11 protein-coding genes and 2 pseudogenes are annotated in these 21,135 nt (G+C 26.9%); 12 read left to right on the top strand and 1 reads right to left on the bottom strand.

The features are described from left to right. From HMPREF1092_RS14365 to HMPREF1092_RS14315, 12 genes and pseudogenes are all read left to right on the top strand, one after another. A complete protein-coding gene (locus HMPREF1092_RS14365) occupies positions 1–606 on the top strand; it encodes a hypothetical protein (protein WP_002599396.1) in 606 nt (201 codons plus the stop codon). Positions 607–974: 368 nt separating this feature from the next. Next, on the top strand, positions 975–1,148 hold the full coding sequence (locus tag HMPREF1092_RS17445; protein WP_207637640.1) for a hypothetical protein: 174 nt from the start codon (positions 975–977) through the stop codon (positions 1,146–1,148). Positions 1,149–1,687: 539 nt separating this feature from the next. Continuing rightward, complete coding sequence (locus HMPREF1092_RS14360) at positions 1,688–2,284, top strand: DUF1819 family protein (RefSeq protein ID WP_002599395.1); 597 nt, start codon at positions 1,688–1,690, stop codon at positions 2,282–2,284. Between the two features lie 22 nt (positions 2,285–2,306). Further along, complete coding sequence (locus HMPREF1092_RS14355) at positions 2,307–2,891, top strand: DUF1788 domain-containing protein (RefSeq protein WP_002599394.1); 585 nt, start codon at positions 2,307–2,309, stop codon at positions 2,889–2,891. A gap of 19 nt (positions 2,892–2,910) precedes the next feature. Further along, positions 2,911–6,567, top strand: coding sequence for a BREX system P-loop protein BrxC (gene brxC / locus HMPREF1092_RS14350; protein WP_002599393.1), 3,657 nt, complete (start codon positions 2,911–2,913; stop codon positions 6,565–6,567). 52 nt (positions 6,568–6,619) lie between these two features. Next, positions 6,620–10,282, top strand: a complete 3,663-nt coding sequence (gene pglX / locus HMPREF1092_RS14345; protein WP_002599392.1) for a BREX-1 system adenine-specific DNA-methyltransferase PglX — start codon at positions 6,620–6,622, stop codon at positions 10,280–10,282. A gap of 60 nt (positions 10,283–10,342) precedes the next feature. Then, positions 10,343–11,473: a hypothetical protein gene (locus tag HMPREF1092_RS14340; RefSeq protein ID WP_002599391.1), complete on the top strand. Its 1,131-nt coding sequence runs from the start codon at positions 10,343–10,345 to the stop codon at positions 11,471–11,473. A gap of 14 nt (positions 11,474–11,487) precedes the next feature. Next, positions 11,488–14,034 (top strand): BREX-1 system phosphatase PglZ type A, encoded by a 2,547-nt coding sequence (gene pglZ, locus HMPREF1092_RS14335; protein ID WP_002599390.1) that lies wholly within the window; start codon positions 11,488–11,490, stop codon positions 14,032–14,034. Positions 14,035–14,174: 140 nt separating this feature from the next. Beyond that, the gene (locus HMPREF1092_RS14330; RefSeq protein ID WP_002599389.1) at positions 14,175–14,453 is read left to right on the top strand and encodes a hypothetical protein; all 279 of its coding nucleotides are present in this window, start codon (positions 14,175–14,177) and stop codon (positions 14,451–14,453) included. A 42-nt stretch (positions 14,454–14,495) separates the two neighbouring features. After that, positions 14,496–16,449, top strand: a pseudogene (gene brxL / locus HMPREF1092_RS14325) (protease Lon-related BREX system protein BrxL). 128 nt (positions 16,450–16,577) lie between these two features. Next, complete coding sequence (locus HMPREF1092_RS14320) at positions 16,578–17,525, top strand: toll/interleukin-1 receptor domain-containing protein (RefSeq protein WP_144054970.1); 948 nt, start codon at positions 16,578–16,580, stop codon at positions 17,523–17,525. 211 nt (positions 17,526–17,736) lie between these two features. Further along, positions 17,737–18,723, top strand: a pseudogene (locus HMPREF1092_RS14315) (DEAD/DEAH box helicase); the annotation flags it as partial. A 39-nt stretch (positions 18,724–18,762) separates the two neighbouring features. Here the strand turns inward: HMPREF1092_RS14315 and HMPREF1092_RS14310 are convergent. After that, positions 18,763–20,916, bottom strand: coding sequence for a HelD family protein (locus HMPREF1092_RS14310; protein WP_002599383.1), 2,154 nt, complete (start codon positions 20,914–20,916; stop codon positions 18,763–18,765). Between the last annotated feature and the right edge of the window lie 219 nt (positions 20,917–21,135).

Raw genomic sequence — 21,135 nt, 5'->3', positions numbered from 1 at the left:
ATGAATAAGGTAGGAAGAAAAAAATTATATAGTGACTTAGATTTACAGAGAGAGTTAGAAAATTTTTTAAAGAATAATCCAGGAGAGAGGATAAGTATATCAAAATTAGCTAAATTTACAGGGATAGATAGATACTATTGGTATAATAGAGAATCTATTAAAAGAAAAATTGATGAACTGAATAATATAAATTATTTAGAAGATATAGAAAAAATAAAGTTTAGTGAAAATGAAATTGACTTGCCAACACCAGAAGAATTTGTGAATGAAAATTTTGGTAGTAAAAAAAAGATGTTATATGCTATAACTTACTTATTTGAGTCAATACAAGAGTTTTATAATAGTGCAGATGAAAATGTGAAAGCAAATAAAAAGATAGTGAGCTTAAAAAATAAAAATGAAAAATCTGAAAAAGAAATAAAAAGATTAAAAGACAAGTTAAAGGAGTTAGAGGAGCAAAAAGAATATTATAAAAAGAAATATTATGAAAGCGAGCTTTATGAAATAGAAAATATTGATGATAAAATAGCAAATAATAAATTAGATAAAGGTAAGAAGCTAAAGGATAATTTAATTAATATAGATGAGATATTAGGCTTTAAGTAAATGGTGTAAGTCTAATATCTCAAAATGAAAGTATTAGATTTACATATTAAATAGATTGTCAATAGATGAATTTAATGCTAGTGAAAATGCTAAAATTTCAAAGTCAGTTAGGTGGATTTTGGGTTTTCTATGTGTGAGAGTATAGGTTCATCAAGTGTAATATTAAGGAGATGTTGTCTTAAAAATAAATTTTGAGATTAGCCAAATTTGAAGGAGGGTAGCACTTTAGCAAAAATAAAATTGTTAGGGAATTATGGATGAATTTATACAAATATAAGTTTATCTACAGTTTTTAGAATCACGAGAAAATTCTGAACCAGATTCAAATGAAAAAGTTTATAAAAGGTCAGTAAATTATTATATATATTTTGTCTATATTTATAGAAGTAAAAAATATTGATGGAGAATATGTTTCTTTTCAATTATACAGAACTATATCTAGAATAAATTGTAAAAAAGAAATTTCTAAAATAATAAGTGGAAGATATAAAAGTGGATTTGGAATTTATTTGGCAAAAAATTTATATCAGTTGCAAAAATAAATTTGATATTTAGTAATAATTTTCATCACTTTCATTTACTTTTAAATTCTCAAAACTTTGACCATACAGCAGATAGAAATAACATTTATAATAGAGATAGTGTTAAGATAAACCATATATTTTAATGAAAAAAAGATAATGAGGCTCAAATGACATTATTATTTGCAATATTATTAAGTAATCCTAAGTATAATGTGTTTATAAGATATATATTAAATATTAGTATTTTAAAGTATGATTACCTATTTAGATTTTTGATTATATAATATGTTGGAAAGTTGATATGAAAGAAAAGTGTAAAAAGTTTCTAGCTGATAATATAGAGTTAGAACTATGATTTAAAAGGGTATAAAGAAAAAAGAGATATTATTAAAAAAATAAGTTTATAATCATAATTATAGAGAAGAATAAAAGATGAATCCTATAATAAATAGGGTTCATCTTTTTAGTGTGATTTTTTATTTTAATATTATATGTAAATTTAATTTATTAGATGATATAATTATAAGCATAAAGTGGACCACGGAGGTGAAAAAAATATGGAGTATAAATCAACTATAAAATCAAGACCGTACTTATATAAAGAAACTAAAAAGTCTGCAAGCCTTATAAATAGTGGTTTAGAGTTAGAGGGTATAAAAAATAAATCAATAAAGGATAATATTTTTCAATTAGAAAGTGAAACAAGAAAGAGGGAAGTTGCATCAATAATCATTTCTAGATTAAAAGGATTAGATAAATATAGTATAGATAAAATCGAAAATAGCAACGTGGAGACATCAAAAGTATTGGTTTTATATGCAATAATGAAAACAGATAGATTATTTTTTGAGTTTATAAATGAAGTATATAAGGAAAAAATATTATTAAAAGATTTGTATTTAAGAGATAAAGATTTTGGAGTATTTTTTCAAAATAAAAGAGAACAAAGTGAGAAGGTTGGATCATGGTCAGAATATACCTTTAAAAAGTTAAAACAGGTATACATAAGAATACTATTTGAAAGTGGTCTTATTTCAAATCAAAAAGGTGATAGAGAAATTAAAATTCCTATAATTGAAAGTGAAGTAAAGGATTACTTATATAATTTTGGAGATGGTATTTATTTAAATGCAATACTTGGAATAATTGATTAATAAATGATAGGTGGTTAATGGAGTGAAAGATATATATCAAAGGTTGGATGAGATATTAGCTAAGATAGTAGAACCTGATTTTAGAAAAAACAAAGGATTAGGTAATGAAATTGGATTTTATGTATTTGACTATAACCCAGAAGAAGAGTTACTAGTTAGAGATAGAGTTAAATTTATAAAAGAAAAGGCTAAATCAGCATATGGATTAAATATTGTTGAATTTGACTTATACGAAATTATAATAGAAATATTAATTGAGTTTGGATATTTAGAGCGCTGTTTTAAAATGGAGCAGGCTAAGGGCAGTGAACATGTACTTTTAAAGGCAATAAAAACTTGTTTAAGAATTACTGAAGATGATGATTTATTTTTAGAGTACATTGAATCAAGACTTGAAGGTACAGATATAGTATTTTTAACTGGTATTGGAAAAGCGTGGCCTATAATAAGATCACATACTATATTAAATAACCTTCATAGAATTGTTGAGGAGCAACCATTAGTAATGTTTTTCCCAGGTACATATGATGGGGGAACACTTATGTTATTTAATCAATTAAAAGATGATAATTATTATAGAGCATTTCAATTAATAGACAAATATTAAGTTGTGGGGGAATAAATTTATGGACGTAAAATTAAAATCTATGTTTTATAAACCAATTAATAGAGATATTAAAGGGGTAATTAAAGTAGGTCAGGCTGATGATGAAAATATTAAGCAAGAATTAGAAGAATATGTTGTAACTGGAGAGTTAAATAAGCATATAGATAGATTCTTTGGAGCATATAAAACGGGAGTTATAGGAAATACCGATAAGAATGGAGTTTGGATATCAGGATTCTTTGGTAGTGGTAAATCACATTTCTTAAAAATATTATCGTATCTTTTAGAGAATAAGAATATAGAAGGTAAGAATTCTATTAATTATTTTGATGATAAGGGATTAGATAGTTTTATATTAGCAAATATGAAAGCAGCGGGAGATGTTTCAAGTGATGTAATTCTATTTAATATAGATTCAAAATCGGACTCTAAAAGTAAATTAAATAAAGATGCAATAGTTAATGTATTTAATAAAGTTTTCAATGAAATGCAAGGATTTTGTGGTACTATGCCTTGGCTTGCAGACCTAGAAAGACAAATAGCTAAGGATGGAGTTTATGAAAACTTTAAAGAAAAGTTTAAAGAGATCAGTGGTGGAGAATGGGAGAAATGCAGATCTAATTTCTACTTTGAAGAAGATGCAATAGTAGAAGCATTATCAGAAACTACTAAAATGAGCATAGATGCCGCTAGGAATTGGTATAACAAGGCTGAAAATAATTATTCATTAAGTATTGATGATTTTGCTACTAAGGTAAAGGAATATTGCAATTCAAAGGGTAAAAATCACCATGTTGTATTTTTGGTGGATGAAATTGGACAATATATTGGAGATAATACTCAACTTATGCTTAACCTTCAAACAGTTGTTGAGGATTTAGGTACTAAATGCCAAGGCAAGTGTTGGGTTATAGTAACTTCACAAGAAGGATTAGACGAGTTTACAAAGGTAAAAGGGAATGACTTCTCTAAGATTCAAGGTAGATTTAATACAAGATTATCTTTATCATCAGCCAATGTTGATGAAGTTATTAAGAAACGTATACTTAGAAAAACAGAAGGCGCTGAAAGTCATTTAAAGGCATTATATGAGCAAAAAGAATCAATAATAAAGAACCTATTAACGTTCACTTCAGATACAGCAGAAATGAAGTTATATAAGAATAGTGATGATTTTGCAGAAGTATATCCTTTTATACCATATCAATTTAATTTATTACAGTCAGCCTTTAATGGTGTAAGAGAACATGGTGCATCAGGGAAAAGTTTATCTAAGGGAGAAAGATCTCTTTTAGGTGCTTATCAACAAGTTGCAGTAGATTATATGGAAAGTGATTCTAATATATTAGTTCCTTTTTCAGCATTTTATAAAACTATAGAAACTTTCCTAGATTCATCAATAAGATCTGTTATTATGAATGCAGAAAAAAATGATAGATTAGATGAATTTGATGTGGAAGTATTAAAGTTATTATTCTTAGTTAAATACGTAAAGGAAATTAAATCAAATATAAATAACCTATCAACTTTATTAGTTGATAATATAGATGCATCTCATAGAGATTTGACATTTAAAGTTCAAGAGTCATTAAAGAAGTTAATAAGGGAAACATTAGTACAAGAGAATGGAGAAGAGTATGTATTCCTTACTAATGATGAACAGGATGTTAATAAAGAAATAAAGAATATGAATGTAGATAATGGAGAAATTATACAAAAGGTTGGAGAAATTATCTTTGATGATATATATAAAGATAATAAATATAATTACTCTAAAAAATACATGTTTACATTTAACAAGATAGTTGATGATAGAACAAGAGGTCCACAAAATAATGAAATAGGAGTTAGAATAACAACTGCTAACTTTGATTTAATAGGTGGAGGCGGTACGTCCCAAAGTGAATTAAAGCAACTATCTATTAGAGAAAATAATGTAATAGTTAATATTTCGAAAGATGTTAACTATTTAGATGAAATTGAAAATGTATTAAAAATAGATGCATATTTAAGATTAAAAGGTGGCTCAAAGTCAACATCTACTATAGAAGATATAAAAACTAAGAAAAGTAGAGAAAGAGAAGACAGGCTAAAAAGAGCGAAACTCCTAATTGAAGAAGCAATAAGAACAGCAGAAATATATGTAAATGGAATCCTTTTAGATATAAAAGAAAAAGGTGCTGTAGATAGAGTAAATGAAGGGTTAAAAGCTCTAATAGACTCTAAATATAATAAATTAAATTATATAAAGGAATTTAAAGAAAGTACAAAGGATTTATTTGATATTATAGATGCTAAGTTAGTTAAAATGACTATGATAGATGTTGATCCTAATAGACTTGCAATAAATGAAATAAAAACACATATAGAAACAAGTACATCAAGAAATCTTCAAGTAACTGTTAAAAGTGTTATAAGCAAATTTTCAAATGCTCCATATGGGTGGAAAGAGATAGACATTCAAGGAGTAGTAGTAACTTTATTTAAAAAGCAGGATATAAAGGTTGTTTTGAATAATGAGGTATTAGCACCAAATAACAGAGAAGTTGTTAATTATGTTACTAAGAGAGATTATGTGGATAGGGTTATTTTAAAGACTAGAGAGAAAGTTCCAACTAAGTATATAGAAGCATTAAAGGACTTAAATAAAGATTTATTTGGATTTTCTTCTATGCCAAGTGATGAAGATGGAATGATGGGTTTATTTAAAGAACACAGCAGAACAGAATTGCACAGAATAGAAGCATTGTTAAATAACTTTAATATAACAAGTAGATATCCTGGAGAAGATATATTAAAGAAGGGCAGAGAACTATTTAAAGATATTAAAGAAGTTAAGGATACCTTAGAATTCTTTAAGAAAGTATACGACTTAGAAGATGATTTCTTAGATTATGTAGATAAGATTGATAACATAAAGGGATTCTTCTTTAAGAAAGAAAATGGAATTATTGATACCTCTTCTAAAGGAGAACAAAGAGTAATATTTGATAATGCAATAGATAAATTAAAGAACTATGAAGATAACAAAGAGTATATAGTTAATGATGAAATTAATGAAATAGTTGAAGAAATAAAAACTATCATAAGAATGAAAGAGCCATACTCTAAAATACCAACTATTCCACTATTGATAGAAAAGTATAATAATAAAATTTTGTCATTATTAGAAGAAGAAAGTATTCCTATTCTTGGATTTATTCAAACATGTAAGAAGGAAGTTATAGAGACTTTAGAAAATTATGACTTTAAGAATAAGTTCTTTAACAAAATAAGTGAAGAATTTAATAATTTAGTGACTAGAACTAAAACGGCTAATAATTTTGCAGTGATTTCATCAATGTCAGATCTTTCGGAGAAATTAAAATTGAAATGGATTAAAGAAATAGTGGCAGAAGATGAAAGACAAAAGAGACTAAAGGCTAAAGAAATTGAGTTAGCAAATAGTATTAAAGATCATTCAGGAGCAACAGAAGGAGATGATACAGGATACATTGAAGAGACAGTTAAACCTGAACCTGAAGTAGTAATAAAAACTAAAACTTTAAGTATGAGAGAATTAGTTAAAGGACAGAAAGTTATTAAGAATACTACTGATATAAATGAAGTAGTTGAAGCATTAAGAAAGAAGTTAGAAGAAGAGTTAGAGCAAGATACAATTATAAGTTTAATTTAAGTGAATAGGGGAAGGTGGTACTTCTCTTATTTAATGTGAAAGGGTTGTAAAGATGGATAAGAATAGAATAAAATCTTTTGCTATTTGGTCAAGAAGAAGTTTAATTAAGTCGATAAGTGAAAAAGCATATAGCATTGGGATATACGAAGATAATATACTAGAAGCAACAGCTGTACAAGGTGGATTTAAGTTAGAAGGAAAAGAAGAGATATTTACTCTTTCAAAAAAGGATAGAGATGCTTTAGTTACTCAAGTAAGAGAAAAAGGATTTGAACAAGTAATGGAGGAAGTTGCATATACTTGGTTCAATAGATTTATGGGATTAAGATATATGGAAATTAATGATTATATTCCAACAGGAGTTAGAATACTTTCATCAGAAGTTAAAGAAAAAAAAGAACCTGATGTATTAACTAAGGTATCAGAAATAATAGATGAATTAAAATTAAATGCTAATGAAATATATGATCTTTTAGATACAGGTAATACATTAGATAGAGAAAAGGCATATAGAATCATTTTAGTTAAGCAATGTAATGAATTAGGTAAAATAATACCTCAAATGTTTGAAAAAATAAGCGATTATACAGAACTTTTACTGCCAGATAATTTATTAGAAGAAGGTTCTGTTATAAGAAGAATGGTTGAAGATATAGAGGAATCAGATTGGCTTGAAGAAGTAGAAATAATAGGATGGATGTACCAATATTATATTTCAGAAAAGAAAGATGAAGTATTTGCAGCATTAAAGAAAAATGTAAAAATAACAAAAGAAAATATACCAGCAGCAACTCAATTATTTACTCCAAAATGGATAGTTAAGTATATGGTAGAAAATTCATTAGGAAGACTATGGCTTGAAGGACATCCAAATGAAGAACTACAAAAAGAATTTAAATATTACTTAGAAGAAGCAGAGCAAGAGACAGAAGTTGAAGAAGAGTTAAAGAAAATAAGAGAAGAACATGCAAAACTAAAACCTGAAGATATAAAAGTGTTAGATCCATGTATGGGGTCAGGTCATATTTTAGTTTATGCCTTTGATGTTCTTTATGAAATATATAAAACAGCAGGATATTCTGAAAGAGAAATTCCTAGAATGATACTGCAAAATAACCTATATGGTTTAGATATAGATGATAGAGCAGCGCAACTAGCATCATTTGCATTAATAATGAAGGCTAGACATTACAATAGAAGATTATTTAGGGAAATAGAAAGAGAACATCTAGAACTTAATCTATGTTCAATACAGGAAAGTAATGCTTTAGGAAGAGAAGAGATAGATTATTTCTGTACTTTGGGTAAAGGATTAGAGAATAACGAATTAAGAAGTGCCATGGAATATTTATGTGAAGTATTTATAGATGCAAAAGAGTATGGTTCTATACTTGAGTTTGAAAAAGTGAACTTTAATGCTTTAAAAGAAAGATTAAAGGAAATGGAAGATGATGATAACTTAATGTTTGGTGATTATAGAAAAATGATTTTAGAGAAACTTCCTGTAATTGTAAAACAGGCAGAGATAATGAGTGGAAAGTATGAGGTTTGTATTACGAATCCACCTTATATGGGGAATGGTGGAATGAACTCTAAATTACAACAATATCTAAAAAGTAAGTTTCCTAATAGCAAAAGTGATATGAGTACTGTATTTATGGAAAGTTGTATTAGATATTCAAAAGTTAATGGAAATATGGCTATGATAAACATTCCAGTATGGATGTTTATAGTATCTTATAAGGATTTAAGAAAATCATTAATTGATAATTTCAAAATCATAAACATGTTACATTTAGGTAGAGGAATATTTGGTTCAGATTTTGGAACAACGGCATTTTGCATTAAGAATACAAAATTAAATCTTTATAATGCTAAATATTTAAGATTGTTTGATAAAAGTGGAGAAGTGGAAAGGATTGATAAAAAAGAGAGTCGATTTTGTATAGCAAAAGATAGTGAATATTATTTAATGAAACAAATTGAATTTGATAAATTACCATCATATATTTTTGCTTATTGGGCTAGTAAAAATATTATTAGATTATTTAATCAAGAATATAATCTAGGTAAGTATTCAATGCCTAAGCAAGGTTTGATAACAGGAGATAATGATAGGTTTTTAAGGTTCTGGCATGAGGTATCAAAGGATAAACTTTCAGTTAATAGAGAATTGGATAAAAAATGGTTTCCCATAAACAAAGGTGGAGAATTTAGAAAATGGTATGGAAATCATCAATATATTATAAATTGGCAAAATGATGGGAATGAAATAAAGAATTTTAAAGATAATAAAGGGAAGTTGAGATCAAGACCACAAAATTTAGATTTTAATTTTAAAAAAGCAATAAGTTGGTCTTTAGTTACAATAGGTCAGTTTAGTGCTAGGTATTACGATGATAACTTTATGTTTAATGTTGCAGGTATATCATGTTTTCCAGAGGACAATAAAATATATTATTTATTAGGACTTTTAAATACAAATATTTGCGAGTATTTCAGCAAAATGATAAATCCAACTGTTAATTCTAATGTTGGAGATATTGCAAATATTCCAACAATTATAAATGGTGATTATTATGAAGAAGTAACTGAGTTAGTAAAAAAATGTATAGAATTATCTAAAAATAATTGGGATTATTTTGAAAATTCGTGGAATTTTAAAACTCACCCATGGTTAAAATTATTAGATAAGAATGAGAAAAATAGTTTAAGTGATATATTTAATATTTGGGAAAATGAAAGTGATAACAATTTTCAACAATTAAAGAATAATGAAGAAGAATTAAATAGAATCTTTATAGATATATATGGTCTTCAAGATGAATTAACTCCAGAGGTTGATGATAAGAATATTACACTTAGAAAGGCTGATAGGGAAAGGGATATTAAATCATTTATTTCTTATGTTGTTGGGTGTATGTTTGGTAGATATTCTATTGATAGTGAAGGTCTTATTTATGCAGGTGGATTATTTAGTGGCAAATGGCAAGTGACAAGTGATAAGTGCTTAGTTAGAGATATAAAGAAGGATGATGAAGGTAACATAATATCTGATTCATGGATTGAGTCTAGGTTCATGCCTGATATAGAAAATATTATTCCTATTACAGAGGATGAGTATTTTGAAGATGATATAGTTACAAGATTTATTGAGTTTGTAAGAAAAGTTTATGGAGAAGAAACATTAGAAGAAAATTTAGATTTCATTGCTGATTCTATTGGTAGAAAATCATCAGAAACTTCAAGACAGGCAATTAGAAGATACTTTATCAAAGATTTCTATAAAGATCATTTAAAGGTTTATCAAAAGAGACCTATATATTGGTTATTTGAATCAGGTAAGAATGATGGATTTAAGTGTTTAGTTTATATGCATAGATATAATGAACAAACAGTTGCCAAGGTCAGAACTGATTATCTTCATACATTACAAAGAAAATATGAAGCAGAGATTAATAGACTCCAATTAGTAGTAGATTCAGAGGAGTATACTGCTAAGGATAGAACTGCTGCTAAAAAGAAGATAGATAGGATATCAAAGCAAACAGAAGAGTGTAGAGAGTATGACCAAGTAGTGGCATACTTAGCGAATGAAAAGATATCTATTGATTTAGATGATGGTGTAAAAGTAAATTATGCTAAGTTCCAAGATGTTAAAGTAATAAATTCAAAAGGGAAAGAAACTAAAATGAATTTATTAGCAAAAATATAATTGTTAAATATAGGTGAGATTTATCCCTCACCTATATTACATAAGGTGGTTGTGGATATAATGATAAAGAAAAATTTAGATATATTGATAGGATTAAGTCCAGATAGCAATGTTTCAATAGGTGAAGAATTGGAGTATATAAAAGTTGCTTTATTATACGGGGATAACATTACACTGGTAAGTCCAAAATCATTGTTATTTCTTGGAGTATCATGTATTTTAGGAATGAATGAAAGACAGACATACAGGTATTTGATTGATATGATAAAGGGTATAGAAAAGGATGAGTATAAAAGGGAACAGTATGAAAACATTTTTCAACAATATACTGCAATAAAAAGAAAGAAACATAAGAATATGCAAGAATTATTATTAATAAAGCAAATAGAAATACAATTTAATAGTAGTATTGAAGAATATAAAAACAAAATAATAGAGATGTTTGGAGAGGAAAGCATATTACAATTTATTTCAGCAATGAATACTAATAGATTAGTTGTAGATACATTAAATATTGAGGAAAATAATGAGTTTTTTAATGATAGACTAATTGAGGAATTTTTTAATAAGGTAAGTAGCACTGTAGTTAGTGGAAATAAATACCCTATATATAATAAATCTACAGTTGATTTACTAAGGAGTGCCATTAAAGAAGGAAAAATTCAAGTACCTAGTTATAGCAATAGTAATATAAAAAATGCAAATGTGGCATCAGATTTGATATTAAGGTTACCAGTATTTGAAAATTCAACAGTTGATGAAATAATAGATATTAGAAAAGAATTGGATAAGTATGTAAATAACTTTAGAGGTGCTATTGTGGACTATTCAGAAAAGATAAAAAGTGAACCTTGGACAAATGAGTTTGAACATGAAGCATATAATTTGTTTTTGAAAGAGGTTAATCCCAAAATAATGGCTATAGACGAAGAAGTAAAAGCAAATAAATTATTATACAAAATGGTTGAAAAAAATTTAAAAAACCCAATTAGTTTTGCTACACCAATGTTTGGTGCAATAATATCACCAATTTCAAATTTTATTAATCTCTCTACGACAGCAATGCTAACAGGTGCTTCTATGGCGGGGACGTCATTATTAGCATATAAAGAGTGGAAAGAGAAATTATCACAAATAGAACAAAATCAATTATACTTTTATTATAAGTCAGGAAAAATTATTTCAAAATAGATAGAGGTGTTCAAGTGAACTTACAAGAAATAAGAAATTTTCTTAAAGAATTATTTTCAAAGCCATTTGATAATGGTAAGAAGCGTCATATTGTATTTTGGTATGATGAAAATGAAGATTTTACAGATGAAATAGATGGTTTTGATTTAGACGGTATAAATGTTATTAAATTAACTGAAAACAATGCCTTCTGGATAAAACATTATATAGAAAAAGAAGATGAAATAAGTAATATATTAATATATTCAAATATGAAAAAGCCAGATCCACAAGAAGATTGGCTTTATGATATATTTTCTTATAGCCAAGAATTCTCTACTGATAGAGCAACAGTTATAATGAGAGAATTAAAAGTAATGGATTTATTACTAAAGCCAGAGTTTGAAACCTATAATGTATTCTTTAAAAATAAAGAAAGAATATCAGGATTTAAAAATTTAAGTATACAGGATTATACAAAAGAAAAAGTTCATATAGGTGTTCTTGCTGTTTTAACTAAGGTTAAAGTAATGGATATTGAGGAAATAATTAAGGCTATTATTAAAGACTATTTAGATGGAAGCAATAAGATATATGAAGATATAAAGAAATTTGGAAATGTAGATGCTTTATGGGATTTACTGCAAAAGTATTTTGGATATTCATTTGAAGAAAAAAGTATAGAGAGATTTATGGCTATGCTATTAGTAACTAATATGAATGAAAATATTAAGTTTGAATTACCTAAATCGTATATAACATATATTTCTTCAAAGGTTAGAAACTGTTTAGTATTCATAAATCATTTTATGGATAACATTAAAGATAGTAGTTATTATGATAAGATGCAAGAGTTAATTGCAGGAAAACTAAAAATAACACAGTTATTAGAAAAAAGGGATACTGATGAATTTATAAAATTTGAAGTTTTTGAAGATGTTGATAAAATAATTTTAACTAGAATAACCAATATCTTAAAAGATGGTGTAGAAGAATATGATAAGTATTTATCTATTTTAGCATCAAGAAGAACATTACATTATTATAAGCAGTATAAAAGTGAATACAAGGCTATAAAATGGGCTATAAACTTATTAAATAAGAAGAAGTCATTAAATTCAATGATACAAACAGAAGGATCATTTGATATGGTTAAGTCTTATACAAAAGATTACTACTATATAGATAAAGCATATAGAAAGTTCTATTACCATTATGATAAGTGTCAACGGAAAGAAGAATTAACTGATTTAAGAGATACTATTGAAAATACATATAATAACTGGTATTTACAAGAGTTATCAATTAAATGGAATGATTCTATTAGAAGTTTAAATTCTTGGAGAATAGAAGGTTTAAAACAACAAGATAAATTCTACAGAGAAAATATTAAGTATAAAGGAAAAGAGAGAACTTTTGTAATAATATCTGATGGATTAAGATATGAAAGCGCAGAAGAGTTAAATACCTTACTTACAAATGAAAGAAAAGGTAAAACTGAATTGGATTATATGCAAGGGGTACTACCTTCGTATACTAAGTTAGGAATGGCCTCTCTTTTACCTAATAGAACTATTGAAATTAATGATAAATATGATGTTATAGTTAATGGAATAAGTAGTAATGGAACAGATAACAGAGACTCTATTTTAAAAATGGAAAATGAAAAATCTTTAGCAATTACTTATGATAAAGTTATGGATATGAGAGATGCTGAAATAAGGAAAGCATTTGTAGGCTTAGAAGTAGTTTATATTTATCATAATACTATAGATGCAAGGGGAGATCATGCTTCAACAGAGAGAGAAGTATTTAGCGCTACAGAAGAAGCCTTTAAAGAAATAATTGCTTTAGTAAATAAGTTAGTTAATAGAGTAAGTGCAGCAAGTATAATTATTACAGCAGATCATGGATATCTTTATAAAAGAAGTTCTATGGAGGAAAGCAATAAAATATCAGGAATTAAACTTGATTATGGTGAAAATAGCAGAAGATTCTTATTAACATCTAAAGAGAATTTAGTTGAAGGCACAATAACATTTAGTATGGATTATTTATTAGGAGATGGTTCTAATAAATATGTTATAACTCCAAATGGTACTTCAAGATTTAAAGTTCAAGGAGCAGGTGCTAACTATGTTCATGGTGGAGCAATGTTACAAGAAATTGTAGTACCAGTTATAAGATTTAAGAATGACAGAAGTACATCATCAGTTAATGATATAAGAAAGGTTAAAGTATCTTTAACAAGTATAAATAGAAAGGTAACTAATCCAATAACATTCTTAGAATTTTTCCAAGATGAAAAACTACAAGATAAAGTAATCGGAAAGAAAATAAGAACTTATTTTGAAGATGAAGAAGGAAATAAGATATCAAATATTAAGACTATAATAGCAGATTCAAGGTCAGAGAACCCTACGGATAGAACTTATAGAATAGAGTTTGTTTTAGAAAGTAGAGTGTATGATAAAACTAAGCAGTATTTCTTAGTGATGGAAGATGAAGAAGATGCGAATGGTGATTATGAGAGAATACCATTTAATATTGATATAGCAATAGTGGATGATTTTGGATTTTAACAGTAAGTAGTAGCATATACATGCTGCTACTTACCAATATATATAAAGGTTTTAAAACTATAAATTCTAATTATGAGGAATACCTTTTATTAATTTTTATAGTAATCGTATTTTGATTTATGTAGAATGGAGGAATAAAAATGTTGGTTACTATTTACTTTAAATCAGGAACAAATACAAAAATAATAATTAATTCATTTAGTGAAATAGATAATATGTACAATATAGATGATATATCACGAGTTGAGGTAGAGAATTCTATATATGGAGAAGATAATAGTCCAATAATAAATCAATTAGAAAATGAAGAGATTCTAAAATTAAAGGAACGAATACGTATAGCAGAAGAAGAAAGACTTAATGGGAAAGGTATGACAGTTAAAGAAGTTAAAGAGAATTTAGAAAAGACAAGAAAATAGAGTTCTTAATATTTTTTTATAAAACTATGGATGGTGGAGAGCATGGATGAATTAAGTATGAAACTTAATCAGCATTTTGCTGGTAAGGTTGTTAGAAAAGATTTAACACAAAAGTTAAAGCAAGGCGCAAATGTACCTATATATGTACTTGAATATCTTTTGGGTATGTATTGTGCTACTGATGATGAAGATAGTATTAATGCAGGAGTAGAAAGAGTTAAAAACATATTAGCAGATAACTTTGTTAGACCAGATGAAGCAGAAAAGATTAAGTCTAAAATTAGAGAAATGAGTAGGTATACTGTTATAGATAAATTAACAGTTAAACTTAATGAAAAAAAGGATATATATGTAGCAGAGTTTTCAAACTTAGGTTTAAAAAACGTTGAGATAAGTGCTAACTATGTTAAAGATTATGAAAAACTTTTAGGTGGAGGAATATGGTGTATTGTAAAACTGCAATACTTTTATGAAGATGGAGTAATAGATCAAAATCCGTTTATTATAGATTCTGTTACACCTATTCAAATGCCAAATATGGATATGGATGAATTAGTAGAAGGCAGAAAGCAGTTTAGTAAAGAAGAGTGGATAGATATACTTATTAGAAGTATAGGAATGGAGCCAACACAATTAGAAAATAAGGTTAAGTGGCATATGTTACTTAGAATGGTTCCTTTATGTGAAAATAATTATAATATGTGCGAACTAGGACCAAGATGAACAGGTAAATCACATTTATATAAAGAAATATCACCAAACTCTATATTAGTTTCAGGTGGTCAAACAACTGTAGCAAACTTATTTTATAATATGTCTCAAAGAAAAATTGGACTTGTTGGAATGTGGGACACAGTAGCCTTTGATGAAGTTGCAGGTATAACATTTAAAGATAAAGATTGTATTCAAATAATGAAGGATTATATGGCTTCAGGATCCTTTGCAAGAGGTAAAGAAGAAAAGGCAGCATCTGCCTCAATGGTTTTCGTAGGAAATATAAATCAAAGTGTAGATGTTCTTTTAAAGACTTCACATTTATTTGAACCATTCCCAGAGGCTATGGCTTATGATAGCGCCTTCTTTGATAGAATGCATTACTATTTACCAGGTTGGGAAGTCCCTAAAATGAGACCAGAATTTATTACGGATAGTTTTGGATTTATAACAGATTATCTTGCAGAATATTTAAGAGATATGAGAAAAACTACCTTTGGGGATGTTGTAGATAAGTTTTTTAAATTAGGAAATAACTTAAATCAAAGAGATGTTATAGCAGTAAGAAAGACCGTATCAGGCTTAGTGAAATTGTTATACCCTCACGGAGAATATACAAAGGAAGATATTAAAGAAATATTAAGATATGCTTTGGTAGGTCGTAGAAGAGTTAAAGAACAATTAAAGAAAATATGGGGAATGGAATTCTACGATGTACATTTTTCTTATATAGACAATGAGACAATGGAAGAAGAGTTTATATCAGTACCAGAACAAGGTAGTGGATCATTAATACCAGAAGGTACCTCAAAGGCATGACACGTTTATATTATTGGAGTTGGTGATTCTGGAATGATTGGTGTATATAAATTAGAAGTTGTTGGAGGAACAAGTAAGTTTGAAAAGACTGGACTTGGATATGATAGAGAGGCTAAGGAAAGTATTGATACAGCATTTAGATACTTTAAGGATAATAGTAGAAATATTAGCGCTTCAATATCAACAACAGTAAAAGACTATCTTATGCATATACAATATGTAAATGGAGTAGGGATGACATCTAGTCTTTCTCTTGATGTGCTCAGGAGCTTTAGTAAAACCCGTACAAAGCCAACTTGCTATATTAGGTTCAGTAAGTATTGGTGGAACAATAAATAAAGTTGAAAATTTAGCAAATACACTGCAAGTATGCTTTGATGCAGGAGCTAAAAAAGTTCTTTTACCAATGGAAAATGCAGCAGATATACCTTTAGTTCCACCAGAATTATTTGCAAAATTTTAAATTATGTTTTACAGCAGTACAGAAGATGCTGTATTTAAAGCATTGGGAGTACAATAGAAAGGTTTAGGGGTGAATAAATAGTGAATATGAAAAATCCAACAGCATTCATAAGTTATAGTTGAGATAGCATAGAACACCAACAATGGGTAGTAGAGTTAACAAATGAGTTAAGGAAAAAAGGTATTGTAGCAACAATGGATTTGTTTGAAACACAGCAAGGGACGGTTAATCTTAATCAAATGATGATTAAGAACATTAAAGATAGTGATTATGTGGTTATCGTATTAACAGAAGAATACGCAAAAAAATCAGATGGATTTCAAGGTGGAGTAGGATTTGAAACAATGTTAACTATTCCAGATATAAAAAATAATCTTAATAAGTTAATATTTATAATGAGACATAAAGGAGATTATACAAAGGTATTTCCATATCATATAAGAGATGTATATGCTATAGATTTTTCAAATGAAAGCAATTTTGATGAAAAGCTAGAGGAATTAATATATAAGATATATAATGTTCCATTGTATAATATGGAACCAATTGGTGAAATACCCAATTTAGTACCCAAAAAAAGTATAGTTGATAATACTAGAAGCAATAATGATATTACTATGGAGCTAGATGATTTATTAATACCTAAAGTGAAAGAAGTTACAGATATAGAAAAAAACGAATTTATGAAAAGGTGCTATAATGATATCTTAGGAATATTTAAGTCATTGCTAAGTAAATCTGAAGAAATAAATCAAAACTTTAGTTATGAACTTGAAGAAATAACTGCAAGAAAAGCAATTATAAAAACATTTGTAAATGGAACACTTGTGACTGGTTTGAAAATATGGCTTGGATCATCTATGGGAATGAGAGAAAATTCTATATGTATATCGTCAGGAAATTGGATTAATGAGAATGATGATGGAAGTATGAATGAAATTATCAACTGTGAAATAGATGAGAATAAAGAACTTAAATTAAAAATGCTTATGAATTTTTTAGTAAGTAATAAGCTAATGGATGCAAAAGAGATGGCAAAAGAGATTTGGATTAAATATATTAAAAATATTATGTAAGAAAATAGCAGGCCTTGGTTTTAGAGGGCTGCTATATTTATATAAATATTGATATTAGTACTAAAAATGAAGGTTATTTTATAAAGTTGAAATCACTTTTTTGATATTTTTGTTTGAAAAAATACAATATAAAAAATACAAAAATAAAAGTAGTATTAAGCTAGTTATATTAATAAAAAATAAAAAAATACAAAAAAGTCTTTACACATAAGATGAAGCTCAAAATATAAAAAATCATTTAGCACAAGCGACTATTTCAGTTAAAAAAATAAAATCAAGATGTAATATTGCATTAACAGGAACTCCAATAGAAAATAATTTAATGGAATTATGGTCAATATTTGATTTTGTTATGCCAGGATATTTGTTTACAAAAGAAAGATTTAAAGAAAGATTTGTTGGGAATAGTGATTTAGCAGAGCTAAAAACATTAATAACACCATTTATATTAAGAAGGGTTAAGTCAGATGTTTTAGATGAATTACCAAGTAAAGTTGAAAAGAAATATTTAGTAGAACTTAATTCAAAACAAAAGCAAATTTATAAATCCTATATAAAAGAAGTTAAGATGAAGATAGAAACTTCAAGAGATAAGGTTAATCTATTTGCATATCTTACAAAGCTTAGAGAACTATGTTTAGACCCTTCTCTTGTTATACAGGATTATATAGGGAAAAGTGCTAAATTAAATATAGTAAAAGAGTTAGTTGAAGAGGAGCAAAAAGCTGGAAATAAAATATTATTATTTTCTCAATTTACTTCAGTATTAAAGAAAATAGAAGATGATTTTAAGACTAGTGGAGTAAATTATTTATATTTAGATGGATCAACCTCTGCAAAAAATAGAGTAGAAATGGTAAAGAACTTTAATGAAAATGATGATATAAAAGTATTTTTAATATCCTTAAAAGCTGGTGGAGTAGGATTAAATTTAACTTCAGCAAGTGTAGTAATACATTTTGACCCATGGTGGAATCCTGCAATTGAAGACCAAGCAACAGATAGAGCTCATAGATTTGGACAAAAAAACACTGTTAAAGTTATAAAACTTGTAGCTAAAGATACAATAGAAGAGAAGATTGTACTTATGCAAGAGGATAAAAAAGATTTAATTCAAAGTCTTATGGATGGGAAAGAGATGGATGGTAAAGGTCTTAAAAGACTTAGTGAAGAAGAGATAATTAAATTGTTTGATTAGATAAAAAGCTTTGAAATTTTAATTTCAAAGCTTTTTGTTTTATAATAATCTTGATTTTTCTGAACTACTTAAAAGATAAAGGCTGTGTAATGCTCTTGTACAAACTGTATATAAAAGATTACGTTCGCTATCTTTTGAATAAGTTTTATCACAATCTGGTACTATAACAGAGTCAAACTCTAATCCTTTTGCAATATATGAAGGAATTATTGAAATTCCTTTTGAGTAGTGGCTGTTATCATCTATTATTAAATTTAAATCTTCTATTTTATCTTTAAGAAGATTAAATAATTCTTTAGATTTTTCTGCTGTTTTAGGTATTATTGCAATAGATTCAAAACCAGATTCTTTAATTTCTTTTAGTTTTTCTAAAATAGTCTCTTCTATATTTACATTTTCTAATACTTGTGGTTCCATTCCTTGTCTTTCTACACCTTCAATTGGCTCCCCAAATTCTAATATATTTTTAGAGAATTCAGTAATATTAAAGGTTGAACGATAGCTCTTAGTAAGTGAAACTATTTGTGTATTATCTTCACCAAATATAACTTCTATATCTTCTTTTTTATCTATATTAGTATCATTAGATATTTTTTGATTTATATCTCCAAGTATAGTAAATGTAGCATTTTTAAATGATTTACTTATTATCTTATAGAAAAGAGGACTATAATCTTGACATTCATCTATAATTAAATGTTTTATATTTTTATAGTTTTTAAATCCATCCATATGCATTCTCAAGTAAAGTATAGGAATTATATCTTCAAAAAGAATATTCATATCTCCAATATTTTTTATAGTAAAATCACATATATCATCTATATCTAACTTAGTATATTTAGAAATATCTCTCCATAAATAAGTATATATAGTTACAGGATTTATAGTTTCTATCATAGACTCAACTTGTTTTGAAACTTCCTCTTTTAAATAGCTTTGAATGTTATTTCCATGGTCAAAAGGATTATATCCAAAATCAGAAGCATTTTTATTTTTAGCTTGAACAAAGTATTTAGTTTCAACTTGTGCAAAAAGATTTCCTTTAAGAGATTCTATTCTATCTATAAAAGGAACATTTTTAAATTTATTAAGGAATACCTCTGAAACTTTCTTTTTAGAAATTATTACTTTGTTATCAAATATAATATCCTTAAATTGAATCAGCATATTAGGAAGTTTATTTGCAAAGTCTTCAAGGATTTTAGAAAATTCTAAGCTATTTTTAAATCTCATAGCTTTTTCACGTAAAGCTTTTTCTTTAGTATCTTCTGAATAAATATATTCAAGATAATCATTTTTCTTTTCATAATTATAAATACTAGGAAGAAAACTTTTATAAAAATCTTCAAGTGTTGTTTCACTTATATTACTTTCTCCAAGTCCAGGTAATACATCTGAAATATATTCACTAAACACATCATTAGGAGAAAAAATTAATATATTTTCAGCCTTTAATGTTTTTCTGTATTTATATAAAAGAAAAGCAGCTCTATGCATTGCAATTGAAGTTTTACCAGAACCTGCAACTCCTTGAATTAAAAGAACTTTTGTTTTATCATTTCTTATAATTTCATTTTGCTTTTTTTGAATAGAAGAAACAATATTTTTCATTTTATCTGATGTATTAGAACCTAATACACTTAAAAGAGCTTCATCATGGATTGATGAATTACTTTCATGAATAAACTTTATTTCTCCATTTTTTATGTTATATTGTCTATTTAAAACTATTTCACCTTTAATTTCTCCATTTGGAGTTGTATAAGATGCAGGACCCATTTCATAGTCATAAAACATATTTGAAATAGGAGAACGCCAATCAAGTACAAGAAAATCAAAATCATCTTTTATAACACTTGCTATACCTATGTATATGCTTTCAGGACTTTCACCTTCTTCTTTAAAATCAATTCTCGCAAAATAAGGAGAGTTTAATTGATTTCTAAGAGTTTTAATTTTTTCTATGTTATTTAAATATAATTTTTCTTGCATGGCAAGGTTTTGATTGAAATGTTGAACTTCAATTTCGTCAAGTTCTTTTATACTATCCCAAAGAAGCCTTCTATCAGATTTTATATCATTACTTCTTTCATAAGAAGAATCACCAAATTTATCTAAAAGCTCTTTTATAGTATCTAAAGTTTTATTAAGGTATAAAATTTCATCTTGTTTACTAATTCCTACTGTCATAAAAAATCTCCAATTCTTAAAATATCAAAATATTATATCATATATTATAGATTTCTAAAATTGATTAAAAATATAAATTTAATATTAAAATAATTAATAGAAAGAAAATAAAGACTATAATTCCTTAAATATACTTATTTTCTTTTAATAAACATTGAAAAAATAGAAATAAAAAATTAATAATAACGATAAAAAGTTAATAATATAAAATAATTTTTA

Origin of the sequence: Clostridium thermobutyricum (genome assembly GCF_000371465.1) — a bacterium.
Classification (GTDB): domain Bacteria; phylum Bacillota; class Clostridia; order Clostridiales; family Clostridiaceae; genus Clostridium; species Clostridium thermobutyricum.
Note: the sequence above shows the minus strand (reverse complement) of the source record. Positions and strands in the feature narration are given on the sequence as shown.

Bases quoted from the DNA above. Each gene is read 5' to 3' on its own strand.
- HMPREF1092_RS14330 (WP_002599389.1), top strand. From the start codon at position 14,175: ATGTTGGTTACTATTTACTTTAAATCAGGAACAAATACAAAAATAATA.
- HMPREF1092_RS14360 (WP_002599395.1), top strand. From the start codon at position 1,688: ATGGAGTATAAATCAACTATAAAATCAAGACCGTACTTATATAAAGAA.
- HMPREF1092_RS14340 (WP_002599391.1), top strand. From the start codon at position 10,343: ATGATAAAGAAAAATTTAGATATATTGATAGGATTAAGTCCAGATAGC.
- HMPREF1092_RS14310 (WP_002599383.1), bottom strand. From the start codon at position 20,916: ATGACAGTAGGAATTAGTAAACAAGATGAAATTTTATACCTTAATAAA.
- pglX (WP_002599392.1), top strand. From the start codon at position 6,620: ATGGATAAGAATAGAATAAAATCTTTTGCTATTTGGTCAAGAAGAAGT.
- brxC (WP_002599393.1), top strand. From the start codon at position 2,911: ATGGACGTAAAATTAAAATCTATGTTTTATAAACCAATTAATAGAGAT.
- HMPREF1092_RS14365 (WP_002599396.1), top strand. From the start codon at position 1: ATGAATAAGGTAGGAAGAAAAAAATTATATAGTGACTTAGATTTACAG.